Annotated in this window: 10 protein-coding genes and 4 tRNA genes; 5 read left to right on the top strand and 9 right to left on the bottom strand. The window is 45.2% G+C overall.

What is annotated here, in order from left to right; genetic code table 11:
- Window positions 1–7: 7 nt before the first annotated feature.
- Window positions 8–1,126 (bottom strand): efflux RND transporter periplasmic adaptor subunit, encoded by a 1,119-nt coding sequence (locus tag JFT56_RS17745; RefSeq protein WP_198781304.1) that lies wholly within the window; start codon window positions 1,124–1,126, stop codon window positions 8–10.
- A 20-nt stretch (window positions 1,127–1,146) separates the two neighbouring features.
- A complete protein-coding gene (locus JFT56_RS17740) occupies window positions 1,147–1,719 on the bottom strand; it encodes a TetR/AcrR family transcriptional regulator (protein WP_198781303.1) in 573 nt (190 codons plus the stop codon).
- A 356-nt stretch (window positions 1,720–2,075) separates the two neighbouring features.
- On the opposite strand from JFT56_RS17740, the gene rep reads away from it, so the two are divergent.
- Entirely contained in the window at window positions 2,076–4,088 is a 2,013-nt protein-coding gene (gene rep, locus JFT56_RS17735) for a DNA helicase Rep (RefSeq protein ID WP_198781302.1), read from the top strand.
- 36 nt (window positions 4,089–4,124) lie between these two features.
- On the opposite strand, the gene JFT56_RS17730 is transcribed toward rep, so the two are convergent.
- The gene (locus JFT56_RS17730) at window positions 4,125–6,758 is read right to left on the bottom strand and encodes a diguanylate cyclase domain-containing protein (protein ID WP_198783629.1); all 2,634 of its coding nucleotides are present in this window, start codon (window positions 6,756–6,758) and stop codon (window positions 4,125–4,127) included.
- Between the two features lie 207 nt (window positions 6,759–6,965).
- Between JFT56_RS17730 and JFT56_RS17725 the strand changes: the two genes are divergently transcribed.
- The 4 genes from JFT56_RS17725 to JFT56_RS17710 all read left to right on the top strand — a co-directional run bounded on the left by JFT56_RS17725 (window position 6,966) and on the right by JFT56_RS17710 (window position 7,492).
- Window positions 6,966–7,042: transfer RNA gene (locus JFT56_RS17725), tRNA-Arg, on the top strand.
- A 53-nt stretch (window positions 7,043–7,095) separates the two neighbouring features.
- Window positions 7,096–7,171 (top strand) — tRNA-His (locus tag JFT56_RS17720).
- 114 nt (window positions 7,172–7,285) lie between these two features.
- Window positions 7,286–7,362 (top strand) — tRNA-Pro (locus JFT56_RS17715).
- A 53-nt stretch (window positions 7,363–7,415) separates the two neighbouring features.
- Window positions 7,416–7,492, top strand: a tRNA-Pro gene (locus tag JFT56_RS17710).
- Window positions 7,493–7,658: 166 nt separating this feature from the next.
- Here JFT56_RS17710 and JFT56_RS17705 read toward each other — a convergent pair.
- Genes JFT56_RS17705 through JFT56_RS17680 form a run of 6 tightly spaced genes read right to left on the bottom strand, consistent with a single transcriptional unit; the run spans window position 7,659 to window position 15,931 of the window.
- A complete protein-coding gene (locus JFT56_RS17705; protein ID WP_198781301.1) occupies window positions 7,659–9,578 on the bottom strand; it encodes an EAL domain-containing protein in 1,920 nt (639 codons plus the stop codon).
- 8 nt (window positions 9,579–9,586) lie between these two features.
- Window positions 9,587–10,294 carry a transglutaminase-like cysteine peptidase gene (locus JFT56_RS17700; RefSeq protein ID WP_198781300.1) on the bottom strand — a complete coding sequence of 236 codons (708 nt, stop codon included), beginning with the start codon at window positions 10,292–10,294 and terminating at the stop codon, window positions 9,587–9,589.
- Between the two features lie 18 nt (window positions 10,295–10,312).
- Window positions 10,313–10,936, bottom strand: a complete 624-nt coding sequence (locus JFT56_RS17695; RefSeq protein ID WP_198781299.1) for an OmpA family protein — start codon at window positions 10,934–10,936, stop codon at window positions 10,313–10,315.
- Window positions 10,933–12,348 (bottom strand): TolC family outer membrane protein, encoded by a 1,416-nt coding sequence (locus tag JFT56_RS17690; protein ID WP_198781298.1) that lies wholly within the window; start codon window positions 12,346–12,348, stop codon window positions 10,933–10,935. The genes JFT56_RS17695 and JFT56_RS17690 overlap by 4 nt, the downstream gene beginning before the upstream one ends.
- 26 nt (window positions 12,349–12,374) lie before the next feature.
- Complete coding sequence (locus tag JFT56_RS17685; RefSeq protein WP_198781297.1) at window positions 12,375–13,757, bottom strand: HlyD family type I secretion periplasmic adaptor subunit; 1,383 nt, start codon at window positions 13,755–13,757, stop codon at window positions 12,375–12,377.
- Window positions 13,754–15,931: a type I secretion system permease/ATPase gene (locus JFT56_RS17680; protein ID WP_198781296.1), complete on the bottom strand. Its 2,178-nt coding sequence runs from the start codon at window positions 15,929–15,931 to the stop codon at window positions 13,754–13,756. The genes JFT56_RS17685 and JFT56_RS17680 overlap by 4 nt, the downstream gene beginning before the upstream one ends.
- Window positions 15,932–15,999: the final 68 nt, after the last annotated feature.

Below are 15,999 nucleotides of genomic sequence, written 5' to 3'. Positions count from 1 at the left end.
GCTCCTATTACAACTTAGGCATAGTGGCTGAGGGCGAGAGGGCTTTATCCTCAACGACTGTGACCTTGCTGTTGTTGCTTAGGCGAATTTGACCTGAAGTCACAATACGATCGCCCGCCTTGATATCGCCACTGACTAAGGCATTGTTGCCGTTACGTTCTAGTACCGTCAGGTTAAGCTGTTTCACTCGCTCAACTTTTTTACCTTCTTCCTCTAAGGGTTCAATAACATAAATAGAGTTGCCATAGAGGGTAAAATTGATTGCTGTTTGTGGCAGTACGAATTGGTTTTCGAGTTCAGGTAATAAAATCGACACACGGGCAAACATACCGCTGCGCAGTTTGGCGTTGTCGTTAGGAATGCGTGCTTGTACTTGAATGAGGCCGCTCTGGTAAAAAACCGCAGGCTCAATGGCGGCAATTTCACCTTCAAAGGGTTGTTCGGGATATGAATCAACGTAAACGTGAATTTTCTGCCCTACGGCAATGCGCGGGAGCTGAGTTTGGGGGATGGTAAAACGGATCTTCATAGTGCTGATATCTTCGAGGCGCACTATGTCGGTGCCGGGTTGCAGATATTCGCCTAGGTTGATATTACGGATCCCTACTAAACCGCTGAAGGGCGCAGTGATTTCTCGGCGCTCAATCGTGGCTTTTAGGCTTTCGATATCGGCCTGCAGTGCGAGGTATTTTGATTCGCTATTGTCTAAATCCTGTTTAGAAACCGATTTTTGCCCATAAAGTTTTGAGAGACGTTTAAAATCGGCTTCTGCGGCAGGCAGTTGCACCATCTTACTCTTAAGATTGGCTCTTTCTACTTTCGCATCCAGTTCGGCCAGCATTTGTCCCTTCTCGACGCGGCTACCGTTTTCGAAGCTGATACTGGTGACTCGCCCAGCTAATTCGTTGGCAATCGTTACCCCTTGATGGGGCTCAACAAATCCAATGGCATCTATGGTGGGTTGCCACTTCTGAGCGTTTAAGGTCATAGCCGTCACTGGAAACTCTGCTTCGGGCATATTGGCGATAGCATCGGCAATCTTGCCTTTCACCATCAAGTTAAAACCGATCACTGAGCCAAACGCGAGCACAGCAATGACGAGCATACTTAGGATCCATTTTTTCATGGCACTAAAAATTCCCAGAGTTAGGTTTGAGGGGAAGTTGAAATCGCCCTAAGGCAAAGCTCACAGGCTTTTTGTATTTCAAGTTCGTTAAAATCTACATGGCCACGCCGTAGACGTTTACCTATGGCTACGGCGGGCTCAAAGGCGATAGAGAACAAGATCCCATCGCTCAATGGTTGAATAATCCCTTGGCTTTTTGCTGTTTCGAATAGCTGATGCAATTGCTTAAAGGTTTCATTTTCAAATGCTTGATGCTCAGGCGCATCCACACCTGGCAGGTGGGAATACTGTGCAAAACTAAGGTTGGCATGTGAATGCTCACGGCCAAGTTTAATAATGTTGTACCAGAGGCGCTTAAAACGTTCCTCAAAGGAGCCTTGCTCAATATCAACCAAGAGTTCATTGGCGATGAGCTGTAATACGTTTTTGCGTAACTCGATGATCAAATCATCTTTATCTTTGAAATAACGATAAATGGTGCCCGCAGCAACGCCGGCATCGAGTGCCAGTTTTTGCATAGACAGGTTATGTAACCCCTCGGTGGCAATGATTTTTTCTGCCGCACGAAGTATTAAGTCGCGTTTATTATCCATTCGATTTACCATTTTCAGTAGTGAATGAATGTTCATTCACTTGGGAATTCTAATAGCTAAGCAGCCACTTGGCAATCCCAGTGAATAAAAAATAGCCCATTTTAGCCCGCAGTGATTTTTATCTAAGGTGAAGAGTTGATTGGCCTGCAAAATACTTAAGTGCGGCTGACTATGGCAGAGCATGTGTCAGAGTCAGCGGAGTGAGGTGAGCCGTTATCTATACTGAAGATGCAGGATTTAGATAGCTTGGGTATAGTTGCTCCCTATGCTCAATCAAGGGGATTTGTTAGCCTTAAAAGCGTCGATTCTGCTATGATCTCCAGCCCTTCTGCTACTTGTTTGGATATAACGCAAAGATGAAACTCAATCCCGCCCAAAACGATGCTGTTCATTACGTTTCTGGCCCTTGCCTAGTGCTGGCGGGGGCGGGCAGTGGTAAAACCCGCGTTATTATCAATAAAATCGCTTACTTAGTTGAAAAGTGTGGCTATAAGGCTCGCAATATCGCGGCCGTAACTTTTACCAACAAAGCCGCCCGTGAGATGAAGGAGCGGGTTGCACAGTCTATGGGTCGCAAAGAGGCCAGAGGATTGTGGATTTCGACCTTTCACACCTTAGGACTCGAGATCATTAAACGCGAACATAAGGTCTTAGGGCTAAAACCGGGTTTTTCCTTGTTTGATGATCAAGATACCTTGGCATTGCTCAAAGAGTTAACCCAAGACGAGCTAGACGAAGATAAAGATTTGCTCAAGGCTTTAGCGGGGGCGATTTCGAATTGGAAAGGGGGCTTAATCATCCCCGAACAGGCCAGCAAAATTGCCAAGGATGAGCAACAGCACTTATTTGCGAGCCTGTATCAGCGTTATGCCCAACATATGAAAGCCTATAACGCATTGGATTTTGATGATTTGATCCTTTTGCCTACGCTGCTACTTAGACACCACGAAGAGGTGAGGACTCGCTGGCAGACCAAAATCCAATATTTGCTGGTGGACGAATACCAAGATACCAATACCAGCCAATATGAAATGGTGAAATTGCTGGTGGGTGAGCGCGCTCGTTTTACCGTGGTGGGGGATGATGATCAATCTATCTATTCGTGGCGTGGTGCTAAACCACAAAACTTAGTCTTATTAGGGAAAGATTTTCCTAAACTTAAGTTGATCAAGCTGGAGCAAAACTATCGTTCCAGCCAGCGAATTTTGCGCGCAGCCAATATCCTCATTGCGAATAATCCCCACGTTTACGATAAGGCCCTTTTCAGTGAACTTGCCTATGGTGAGCCGCTGCGGGTGTTATTTGCCGCCAATGAGGAACAGGAAGCTGAGCGCGTGGTCGCCGAGATAGTGCGTCATAAGTTTGTTGGACGAACTCAATTTGGCGATTATGCGATTCTGTACCGGGGCAATCATCAGTCTCGTTTACTCGAGCGCGCATTGATGACAAACCGTATTCCCTACAAGCTCAGTGGCGGCACGTCATTTTTTGCCCGAGCAGAAATTAAAGACATCATGGGGTATTTGAGGTTAGTGGTGAACCCCGATGACGATAATGCGTTTTTGCGCATCGTTAACTTGCCTAAGCGTGGTATTGGTCCATCGACCCTGGAGCGTTTAGGTAATTTTGCCAATGAAAAACATATCTCTATGTTTGCCGCGATCTTTGAGCCTGAACTGAATCACCATTTGCCGCCGGCGGCTATGTCGTCCTTATATCAGTTTGGCCGCTTTATTGTGGAAACCGGCGATCATGCGCAGCGTGGCGAAGGCGTTGAAGCGGTCAAGCAGCTTATCCGCAAAATCAATTACGAAGACTATCTATACGAAACTAGCACTAGCGCTAAGGCCGCGGAAATGCGGATGAAAAATATCTCCGAACTGTATCGTTGGGTGACTGAGATGCTTGCTGGCGATGAATTGGATGAGCCTATGACGTTACCCGAAGTCGTCAATCGGCTCACGCTGCGAGATATGATGGAACGTAATAGTGAGGATGAAGGCGGCGATCAGGTACAGTTAATGACTTTACACGCCTCAAAGGGACTGGAATTCCCCTATGTGTTTATGGTTGGTGTTGAGGAGCGAATTTTACCCCATCAAACTAGCATAGATGAGGATAACGTCGATGAAGAGCGCCGTTTAGCCTATGTGGGCATCACCCGGGCCCAACGGGAACTCTGGTTTACCCTTTGTCGTGAAAGGCGTCAGTTTGGTGAAACGATGCGCTGTGAGCCAAGCCGTTTCCTGTTGGAGTTACCGCAGGATGATGTCGTCTGGGAAAATCGTAAACCCCAGCAAACGGAACAGGAGCGTATCCAAACCGGGCGAAGTCATATTTCTAACTTGAGGGATATGTTTAAGAAATAAAGGTTTAGCTAAATTTTTTATTATCCAATAATAGAATTAAGCGCAGACCTGCTGCGGACTTTCCAGTAGCGTAAAAGTGTCGGTTAAGGCACCGCCCTGGCCAAATTGGTAACCAAGTGAGCTAAATATTTGTATGTGCTCTTGGTTTGTGAGTCCGCTGGCAAAAATGAGCAGATCTAAGGTGGATGCGGTTTTTTGATAAGCAGATATCAGTTTAATATGCTGCTCGTCCTGCAGTTGTTTAGCGACATTTGTGTCGAGTTTTAGCGCTTTTATTGGTAAAAATAACAAACTATTCAATGAACTATGGCCACTGCCATAGTGACTTATCCCCAGATTAACGCCGAGCTTTTGTAGCAAACCAAAGCCATTAATATGGTTTTCGGTTTCTTGAACTAAGGCTTTTTCATTAAAGAATAACCATAAGCGGTTCAGGTTGAGCCGAGTTTGTTTTAGGGTGTTTTTAAGGCTACGCAATACATGCTTATGTTTAAGGTGTTGACTTGATAGCATTAAATGCAAGTCTAGCTGATCGCCATGGCACCTGAGTAACTCAATATAGGCGCTGTCTAAAATGGTTATTGCGTACTTATCTAATTCAACCATAAGGTTGGCCTGTTCTGCCAACGCACCGAGTTGCTCCTGTTGTATCGTGCCTCGTTGGGGATGTTCCCAAAACAAACGACATTCTAGTGCGTAGGTTTGCTGGGTTTGTAGATCCACTATAGGGGAATAACACAGTTGTAGCTCATGGGCTTGTAGTGCCAGCCTAAAGTCATTTTCAAATGCGGCATCTTGCATGGCTTGCTCGGACGAGCTGTCGTCAAAAATCACATAGCAACCCTTACCATTCGCTTTAGCCTGATACATGGCGGTATCGGCATTACGTAGCATCGACTCGCTCGTATCTAGCCTATGATTACCGCTCATGGTGATGCCTATACTGGCGCCAGAATTAAATTCGAGCGAGCCTGAGTGGTAGGGTTGGGAGATTTTTTGGATCACTCGCTCGGAGACATCTTTTGCATCATCAATGCTGTTGACGCAATCGAGTAGAATAACGAACTCATCACCACCGAGTCTGGCTAAAGTATCATTACTTCGAATACAGGATCTGAGGCGGCTTGCGGTTTCAATTAAAAATCTGTCGCCTTCGATATGGCCTAAGGTATCGTTAATTTGCTTAAAACGGTCGAGATCGATAAAGAGTAAGGCAAATTGTTCTAGGCTGTGGCGGCGGACATGTTTGATTGCTTGATTTAAACGCTCCATAAACATGGCGCGATTGGGAAGGCCTGTTAGTGCGTCGTGCTTGGCATCATGGACTAATTTTGCTTCCATATTGCGACGTTGGCGGATTTCTTTTTCAAGATCTTTATTTAATTCGGCTAAGGCCCTTGTGCGGGCAATCACTTTCTCTTCGAGTTCTTCGTAGCTGCGTTGTAGCGACTCGGCTGAGAGTTTTTTCTCAATAGCGGTACCAATATGCTGTGACACAAAGGTCAATAGCTCTAAGTCTTTGATCTGATAATTTTGCGTCATACTAAAGCTATAAATAGTCAAGGCACCACGCACTTGGTCATGGATAAAGAGGGGAATGCCTATCCATTGGTGCATTGTCTGGGTATGGTTTAACGAGGGCGCTTTAGCATAGATTTCACCAGAGGCGATAAGGGCATTGATGTCGTTTTGATCCAGTAGCAGTGGGCGTTTGTGCTTAAGCACATATTCGGTGAGTCCATCCTGCAGTGGGCGAGTTCCTGGATGTCCATTACCCAGTTGGGATACGTAAAAAGGAAAGGTTAAATGGGTTTCTTCCTCATTAAGCAAGGCGATATAACAGTTGTTCGCCGGAATTAAATGGCGGATAACATTGTGCAGCTGAGCGTAAAAATCGGGATTATCTGCGCTTGAGTTGGCAAGTTCTGCTATCTCAAACAGTGACTTTTGCAGCCGTTCAGCCCTACGTCTTTCGTAGACTTCTTGTTTCAGTTTATCGTAGGCTTGGCTGAGCTCTTTGGTGCGTTGTTGTATGGCTTGTTCTAATTGTTCTTGGTGTTTAAGCCTTTCCATAACCCCTGAAATATGGTGACAGATGAAGGTCATTAGCTCGACTTCAATATCGCCATAATGGACATTGGTATCGTAGGTTTGTACCACAAGTACACCCGTAACATTATCTTCATGTCTAATAGGGACACCTAACCATAAATGACAAGGGGAACCTAAATTCACAATTTGTCCCGCGGCGACGAGTTCATCAACCTTAGTATTGTCACACAGGAGCGGTTTGCCGGTTTTAAATACGTAACCCGTTAGCCCTTGTTGTAGCAAAGTGGACAGTGATTGTTCGGGGTAGAGTTGGGCTGGATGGGCATCTTTTTCATCGGCAAAGAAGGGGACTGTTAACCCACCAGTGGTGACATCGAGAGTAGCAATAAAGAAGTTATCGGCAGAGAGCAGCTGTTTGAGATGTTGATGTACACCCAGATAGAATTCTTCTAATGAGGAGACTTGTGTCGCAATATTTGATAATTCGAGTAAGGCGTTTTGAATGATTTCGGCACGCTTATACTTATGCGCCAGATATTTTAAGCGAATAAGCCGTTTTTCTAAGCGTTCAATCTCTTTAGTGCGAGGTTGCGCGGTTTCATCTTCATCCCTAAACATGATACTCACAGGTCAGATCTATCTATGTTGTTGCCAAACATTATAATTAACACGAAATACCGTAACATCCAAGTCATATTTAACGGGGATTTACGCTGGAAAAGCAGGCTAATGTATCAAAACTTGAGCAGTCAGTAAAAAAAGTGCAAAACAGCTATAGACTCAAGGGCTATTTGTCCATACTATATGCGGCGCTAACCAAGGCGAGCGCCCATAGCTCAGCTGGATAGAGCGCACCCCTCCGGAGGGTGAGGCCGAAGGTTCGAATCCTTTTGGGCGCACCACTTCCGTAGAACGTTGTGAGCTTTATGGTTGGTGAAGTAAGTGAAAATCAGTGGTGATTGTAGCTCAGTTGGTAGAGTCCCGGATTGTGATTCCGGTTGTCGTGGGTTCGAGCCCCATCAGTCACCCCATTTCATTTACTATGATAGATTTTTTACTCGATGATTAGCGCAGTCCGGTAGCGCATCCAGATTTTGGATAAGAACGGACCAGAGGGTTTGACCCTTAGAAAACAGTTTAATATTCGGTGATTAGCGCAGTCCGGTAGCGCATCTGGTTTGGGACCAGAGGGTCAGAGGTTCGAATCCTCTATCACCGACCAAATTCTTCGCATGACTAGCGCGCTTGATTTTACGAGCAAATAGTTAACAGTTTCGGTGATTAGCGCAGTCCGGTAGCGCATCTGGTTTGGGACCAGAGGGTCAGAGGTTCGAATCCTCTATCACCGACCAAATAGTGAAAAGCCCCAGCATACAATGTTGGGGCTTTTTTGCATCTGGCCTTTTATGCTTTGCCAATTAGCACTAGCTGTTGGACGTGTGCGCTGGGTGAAAACCAAAGTATAGCGATAATAGAAAAGCTCCCGAAGGAGCTCTACTATTGGTTCGATTGACGGTTTTAATCTAGGTTTTCTGGTGGGGCAATAAAGCCTTGATAAGCATCGGTTCTTAATTCATTAAAGCGTTCAAGCTGTGCTTTCTCCTGAATGCCTGTCACTATGACCTGAATATCTAACCCCTTGGCTACATTGATGATTGCACGGCATAATTCACCATTGTGCTGCGCTTCATCGTAATAGGAGAAGGACTGATCTAGCTTCACATAACTTGGTCTCAGCTCTTGAAGATAGGTCATAGAACCGAATTGACGGCCAAAGTGGTCGATACCAAACTTAGCCCCATTATCGCGAATAATTTTACACAACAATAAACAGGAATCTAAATCGCTGTAGACGCCCGCTTCTGGAATTTCGAAACAAATGCGTTCAATATTTGGGGCGGTGCGTAGGAAATGATTCAGCCATTCATGGAATTGAAGATCACTAATACTCTGATGCGTTAAGTTGATTGCCACGGGCTCATAACTACGTTCGAGTAGTTTTTGCTCGTAGACGGTTTCAATAAGGCATTTGTCGAGCAGTGCACCGAGTGACAATAGTTCTATATAGGGCATAAACTGCCCAGCGTGGGCTAGCTTATCTCCAAGTTCTAATTGGCAATATAACTCGCGTTGCGCTATGCCATTGCCATCGCAAAATTGAATGGGTTGCCATCTAAACTTAAATTTCTTATTGCTGATAGCATGGCTTAGGTTGTCTCGCCATTGTTCGCGAGTAAACAGCTGTTGTTCAGTCGTTTCAAACCAATGGAAAGTTTTGTTCTCCTTGAGGGCCTTTTGCAGGGCATTATCTGCCTGCGCCAGAATGTCGGAGACGTTCATTTGTCCAATTCGTTCGGCTACACCGATGGCAAAGCTCTCATTCGGCTTGCAGCCTGCCTTTGATATTTCTTGATTGATGGTGCGGATTAAGGTTTGAAGATATTTACTTATCTGCTCATGCTCCACCTCTGTCACAAGGAAAGCAAATTCAAAGGCTGCAATACGTGCGATGACCGAAGGCGTGATTTCATTTAGTTGCTGTTGGAATTTTTCGGCCAGAATACGAATGGTTTCATCCCTTACTTGGTAACCATATTTGCTATGGACTTCCTCAAGCCAATCGAGCTTAGCAAGAAAGAGTGCCCCGCTACTAGGTTCGCTTAACCAGCCGTTGAGTCTACTCACCACATATTGGCGATTCGGTAAGCCAGACGCTGGGTCTACTAGGTTTTTCTTACGTAATGCGCCTACTTCTTCATCCAAGGATTGGAAGACCTGCTTGAGTTGGGCTGACATGCTATTAAAGGCGGTGACAAGGTCCTTTAACTCTGTGGTTTTTGGGAGGGGCATATCCGGGCCAAATTGGCGGTCGGCAATACTTTTAGCGTGATCCGATAAATCGTGTAAAGGTTTTAGGATCCAAGTTAGCCCGAGTCTAGCGGTAAAAATAGCGACTAAGAATAATAGTGAAAAGGCGATAATGGTATTAGACATAATCCGCCATAACTCATGGTAGCCAAATCCCGGGTGCGCCGTAATTTCAAGCTGTGCCAGTTGTAGCCAGCCAGAGGTAATAGTGCTTTGTTTTTTGATTGTTTTAAAGAGGTTTAGATTGAGAAACCATTGGGGAACATCTTCAATTTTAAGGGGATTATTCCACTCTTGCTGTTTACCGTCGACCATCCAGGTCAATTTGACATTTTGGTAATAACCGCCTTCAAAAATCACGTTCACTAGGGTTTCTGCAGCCACTGTATCCCCTGCCTCAAGGGCTGGGGTGAGCATAAGACCAAGCGAAGTGCTGACGTTGTTTAGATCTGACTCCATTTGCTTGGTTAAAAAGCTTTGAGTTTCAGTGAATTGCACATAGCCAAGGCTTGCAACCACGAGCAAGAAAAGGCTAAAAAGCAGCGAATAAATCTGTCTAAACAGTGTCATCTTTGATGCTACTCCAGTTTCAATTTGGGTTGCCTGAGTCGGTCAACCCCTAACCTATGATTAAGGTCATTCCATTTTTCGAGTCGTGTTGACGAGCCGGCTAAGACGCCTCGTCCTTGTTCTTTGTTAAGCCATAACTGTTTACCGTTGAAACTGTACACAGGTAATAAATCTCTGCGCTGAGTCGCTGGTTTTATCGCATGATCGAGATTATCGAGGACGAGGGGAATTGATGAGGGGGTCTCATAGTAGGCTAATACCATATGATACTGATTCACACTGGTTGCTTTAACCATAGTAATTCGCATCTTATCTTCAGAAACCCCTAATTGAAGTAGCGTAAAGTATTTCGCTATCGAAAAATCTTCGCAGTCCCCACCATTCACACCAATAAACTCCATCGGTGTGGCCCAATAATTTGAATCGCCCCATAATTTAATGTCATCAACAAAACGGAACAAATTAAAGAAATTATTTACTTTCAATAATTTGTCCTGCTCACTCATTGTGACCGATTCCGACAATACCTTGAACCAAGCCCTTGCACGCATACCCGCGCGTTCACCGTAACGCTTTTCCAGTGTGGAAGTGATTCTAGTTTCATCAAGGGTTTGAGTTGGTGCGGCATAGAGGCAGCAGATGCCTAATGCCGACGCTATTAGACTTAAGCGGCAGACTCGCAAATATGATGCTTTATAACCAAGTCTGCCGTTCATAGCCTATTCTGCTAACCCTTATTTTGTAGGTTCATCTTTTGTTGGTTCATCGACGGAATAAATCGTCCATTTCATATCTGCCATAGTGTCATCCCCCGTGACTTCCGCAACAACGCGGCGGTTGCGGGTCTCAGCTTCGGGCGTGTGCTCTAAAACAAGAGGACGACTAGGCCCATAACCAATAGCGGTTAGCCTGCTTCTATCAATGCTAAAACGTTCCGCAAGTACTGCGGTAACCGCATCGGCACGCTCCTGTGATAACACAGCATTACGTTCGTCGGTTCCTGTGCGACTAGTGTGACCTTCGATGGTCACTTTAGTCGTTGGATACTGACGCAAGAAGACCGCGATTTCCTCAATCTGAGGATAATACTCGGGTGCAATAAAGGCTGAGTCATTAGGGAATAAAATATTTATTTCCTTGCGCTCATTAATCGCCTTAATGTTGCCGCAGCCATAGTTATCTATGCCTGCGCCTTTTGCCGTGTCGTTACAGCGCTCGCGGGCTTCGATGACACCATCTCCGTCTTTATCCGATAGATCATTGACTTGAGTTGTTGTCATTTCCTCAATATTAACTGTATCTCGTACCGAACAGCCAGCTAAAAGAGCGATACTGATGAATAGGATAGTTGTTTTCATTGGTTGGCGCCTCCTTCATAGTTACGCTCTCCACGCCACGCTTCAGGACGAGTGACTTTAAGAGAGTCGAGTAAACGTCCAGTGGAGTTGAGTACGCGATACTTTGCCGTAATTTCATCATATTCAGCCTGTAGGTAGTCTTTACGGGCTTCGAAGAGTTCATTTTCAGTATCAAGTAAGTCGAGTAAGCTGCGTTGACCTAGGTTGAATTGTTGCGCATAGGCCGATTGAGTGTCTTTTGCTGCTATCACATGGTCACGAATGTATTGCTTTTGTGGAGCAAGCATTTCAAACGCGTTCCAAGCTAGGTTTACGCCTTCAACCACTTCACGTTGTGCACGTTGGTTTATTTCTTTGGCTTCGCCGAGTTTGTAGGCCGTTTCTTTTTCGCGGGCAAGGTCTCTGCCGCCGGCAAATAAGTTGTATCTCACTCGCACCATGGCCACGATATCGTTGCTATAACCGCCTACATCTTGGCTAGGTATAACACTGACACCATCTTCACCGCCGACATCATTATTCCAATTACCATTCAGTTCCAATGAAACTTGAGGATAGTAGTTAGCTTGCACCGATGAGCGTTCATTTTCTGCTGCACGAATATCATTGGCAGCGGATTTAAGGATCGGGTGATTTTCCTGGGCGACAACTAAACCAGAACTGAGATCCTTAGGTAGCATATCAGCATCGGGAACGGGTTGAATTAAATCAACGGGCTCTACTTCAACCACGCGGATGAATTGGGCTTTCGCGTCGAGGAAATTATTGCGAGCCGAAATCACATTGGCATTTGCACGCGCAAGACGACCGGAAATTTGTGATAAATCTGCGGTCGAACCGAGGCCTGAATCAGTACGTTGCTTGATTTGCTCATAAATTTCTTTATGACTGTTTAGGTTCTTTTCCGCCAGTTTTAGCACTTCTTCAGTGCGTAGGTAGTTAAGGTAAACCTTACTGACATCGAGGGCCATATCTTCAGCTGCGGCAAGCAAAGCCCACTGGTCTGCGCTGGCTTCAAAGCTATAACGATCAACTTCACTGCTGGTGTAAAAACCATCGAATAGCATTTGCTTTAAGCTAACGCCAAATTCTCCGCGGTTTAGCTCTGCCACACCGTTACTATCGACATCGCCTACATTTTTACGTCTACGTGTTGATACGCTGTCAGTTTGTTCATAACCATAACCGCCAGTAATATCGACAGTAGGCATGTAGCCTGCAATCGCTTGATTAACTTGCTCTTCTCTGGCCTTGAAACGGTTAAACGCAACACGTAGATCCGGATTGGTATCGAGTGTATGCGCGACCGCTTGCTCTAGCGTCTGGCTCTGAGCCGATAACGGTAATAGGATTAATGACAGCACTATGGCTATCTTTGAACATTGAAATTGTCGTCTTACTGAAGTATTCATTGCAAACCTCCCGGTTTATAACAGGCTTAACGCTCTCTGAGCGCAGTATCCTTAGCCCTTAAAATTGGATTTAAAATGTACTCAAGAATGGATCTTTGTCCCGTAATGACATCAACCGTGGTTAACATCCCTGGGATAATTGGCATCTGTGTGCCATCGTCTTTGATTAAACTCGATTCTTCTGTTCTAACCCTAATAAGATAGAAGCTATTGCCTTCTTCATCCTGTGAAGTGTCGGCGCTGATATGTTCTACCGTCCCCTTAAGACCACCGTAGCGGGTAAAATCGTAGGCGGTTACTTTAACTACCGCCGGTAAACCTGGGTGTAAAAATGCGATGTCCTTCGGCAGGATCTTAGTTTCTATAAGCAACTGATCCTCGGAAGGAACGATTTCAATAATATCGACTCCAGGTTGTACAACACCACCTAATGTGTTGATATGCGTCGTTTTAATAGTGCCATTTACAGGAGATGTGATAATAGCTTTGCTCACTTTGTCCTGTGCGCCAACTTGGGCCTCATTCATGCGCGATAGCCGCGTTTGAGTTTCGTTTAGTTGCGCTCTAAGGTCTGCCGCATACACAAATACGGCCTCACGACGTTTTAAGATGGCTTCATCTAATGCTGCTTTCAATTTTGGCCTGAGTAATCGTAACGAATTAAGCTCACCTTGGGCATCGTTAACCGCCCGTTCTAATTTTAGCAGCTCAACTTCGGGAACAATGCCTTTTTTTGCTAAGGGACGTGTGAGTTCCAACTCGCGGGAAATCAACTGCATACTCGTTGTTAGTGTCGTTGTCTTAGAGGCAAGATCATCGATCTCTTGTTGGCGTTGCTGAATTTGCCGTACGAGAATCTCGAGTTGGTTACTGAGGTTGTCTAAGCGACCGTTGTATTCTTCCTGTTGCCGTTTAACGAGCGCAGGCTCGGCGGCGACAATGTTCTCGGGGAAAATCAACGCTTCTTTGGTAATTTTGACCTGTTCTCGCCAATCTGAAGTCATATCTGAAATCAGTATGCTATCGAGTTCTGCCCGCATACGAATGGCATTGGTTTTTAAACCAAACACTTCTTGTTCTTGTTGGGCATAATCGGAGCGGAAGCGAGTGTCATCAATGCGTACTAAGGGCTGCCCTTTAGTGACGATTTCACCTTCTTGCACATATAGCTCTTGCATGATGCCGCCATCTAAACTTTGGATGACTTGCACCTGTGAGGAAGGGATCACTTTGCCTGAACCTGTGGTGACCTTATCTAATTGGGCCAAACCAGCCCAAAACAAGAAACAAACTACCATGGCAGCGAGAGCCCAAATGATTAACCTATGGCCACTGGGCGCATCGGTCATCATGGCGCCATAGACATCATCGACCATATCAAGATCGGTTGTCGTTAGGTGTTTACTCATTTTTTAACGCCTCCATTAACGAGGCCAAAATTGAGTTTCTCTAATACTTCAGACTTAGGACCATCGGCCACAACATGACCGCGTTCGAGCACGATAATACGGTCAACCAGTTGTAATAGATGCATTTTGTGTGTGATGAGTATTAAGGTTCTATCTTTACTCACATTTTGCATAGAACGAATAAACTGTTGCTCTGCACGAGCATCTAAGCTTGCTGTGGGTTCATCCATTAACAGCACTGGTGGATCATTGAGCGTCGCTCTGGCTAGCGCTACAGTTTGCCTTTGTCCCCGGCTAAGTGACATCCCGCCTTCACCAACTTGTTGATCTAGGCCTTCAGCCTCAAGATGGGTGAATTGGCTAACCCCTGAGAGTTGTACTGCACGTATTAATTGATGTTCTGTGACTTGGCGAGTGCCGAAGAGGATGTTATCCCTAATAGTGCCATGGAACAGGGTGACGTCTTGGGGTAAATAACCAAAGTTACGGCGTAAATCACTGGGGTGGATCTGAGCTGAATCGACCCCGTCATAACGTAGGCTTCCGGTAGTGGGTTGGAACAGTCCGACTAAAAGTTTGGCTAGGGTGCTCTTACCTGAACCATTGCGGCCGATAATGGCGATGCGTTCACCGGGATTGATCGTCAGTGACATTGGATGCAATACTGGTTTTTCTGAACCTGGATAACTAAAGCCAACATTATCTGCGTTAATCTTACCTAATAGCCTTAATTTACTAACTAAATGGCCTTTGTTTTCAAATTCATCCTCTTGCATCATTAACTCATTAAGTTGACGCAATGCACTGGCGGTATGATTGGCTCGAGTCATCAGGCCCGCTAATTGCGCCATGGGTGCAATAGCGCGACTCGACAGCATTACCGCAGCGATGATCCCGCCCATTGATATCACATTATCGGCAACGCGATAAACACCCAAAATCACTACGCAGACGACAGTAAATTGGACGATAAAGTTGGCAAGGTTTGAGACTGAATTAGAGAGTTTTTTCGATCTTAATTGCCAGTTTGCACTGTGCCCTATCATCTGTTGCCAGCTTCTTTGAACTATACCCTCAGCGCCATTTGCCTTAATGGACTCAAGTGCCGAGAGGCTTTCAATTAAATGTCCGTGCTTAAGACTTGAGAATTTATTACCTTCTTCGATTGCGGCTTTCAATTTGGGCTGAGTGTAGAGTGTAAAACCGATAATGATTAAGCCACCAATCACGGGAATCGCGGCCAGATCACCCGCAACGATATAAATAATAATAATGAAGAAAAGCGCGAAGGGTAGGTCGACTAAAGTGGTTATGGTTGCCGAGGTTAAGATCTCACGAATATTGTCAAATTCACCAAGCTGCTTTGCCATGCCACCAATACTGGGGGAGCGTTTTTCCAATGGAATGCCGATGGCTTTCGCAAATAGCCGAGATGAAACTATGATATCTACTTTTTTACCTGCAACATCAATAAGATAACTCCTAAGTTGTCGCATCACCAGATCAAATAAATAGGCAATCGAAGCCCCAATAGCCAAAACCCAGAGTGATTCAAAGGCGAGGTTGGGAACCACTTTGTCATACACATTCATGATAAAAAGCGGTGAAACTAAGGCGAATATATTGACTAATATGGATGCAATTAAGGCATCACGATAAATAGGTGCTGAATCCCTTAGTGTTTGGACTAGCCAGTGAGTTTTGTTATCGTGTAAGTAAACATCGAAACCCATATCGCCACGGTATTCTTGTTTAACTAAGAATAAATATCCGACATATAAGGCTTCAAGGGACTCAATATTTAGAACTTCTTCACCGCCAGTCTCAGGCAGTTGAATGACAGCGCGATCAGATTCAAGGCTAAATTCACGTAATATGCAGGCTTTCTTATCTTTTAATAATAAAATGCATGGAAGCAGTATTGGTGATATTTCATTTAATCCCTTACGAGATAATTTTGCAGCTAAACCCGCACGCGACGCAGCTTGCGGAACCAAATCTGGCGTTAATATTGCGCCAGACAAAGGCAAGCCTGCCGCAAGCGAATCGCTTGAGCATGGGTTTCCAAAATGCTCAGTGAGGAGCACTAAACAATCTAGCAATGGGTCGACTATCACTCGCTGAGAAGCGGAAATAGTCCACTGCTCAACTCTTTCTGACGCAGTAGCAGGCACCTAGTTATCTATCCTTTGATTTCTATTTGATTATCAGAAGTATGGTCCAAGATGGCCTATATTTCTAT

It is taken from the genome of Shewanella putrefaciens, from assembly GCF_016406305.1.
GTDB classification, from domain to species: domain Bacteria; phylum Pseudomonadota; class Gammaproteobacteria; order Enterobacterales; family Shewanellaceae; genus Shewanella; species Shewanella putrefaciens_C.
The sequence above is the reverse complement of the archived record's forward strand: the minus strand, read 5'-3'. Positions and strand labels throughout refer to the sequence as shown.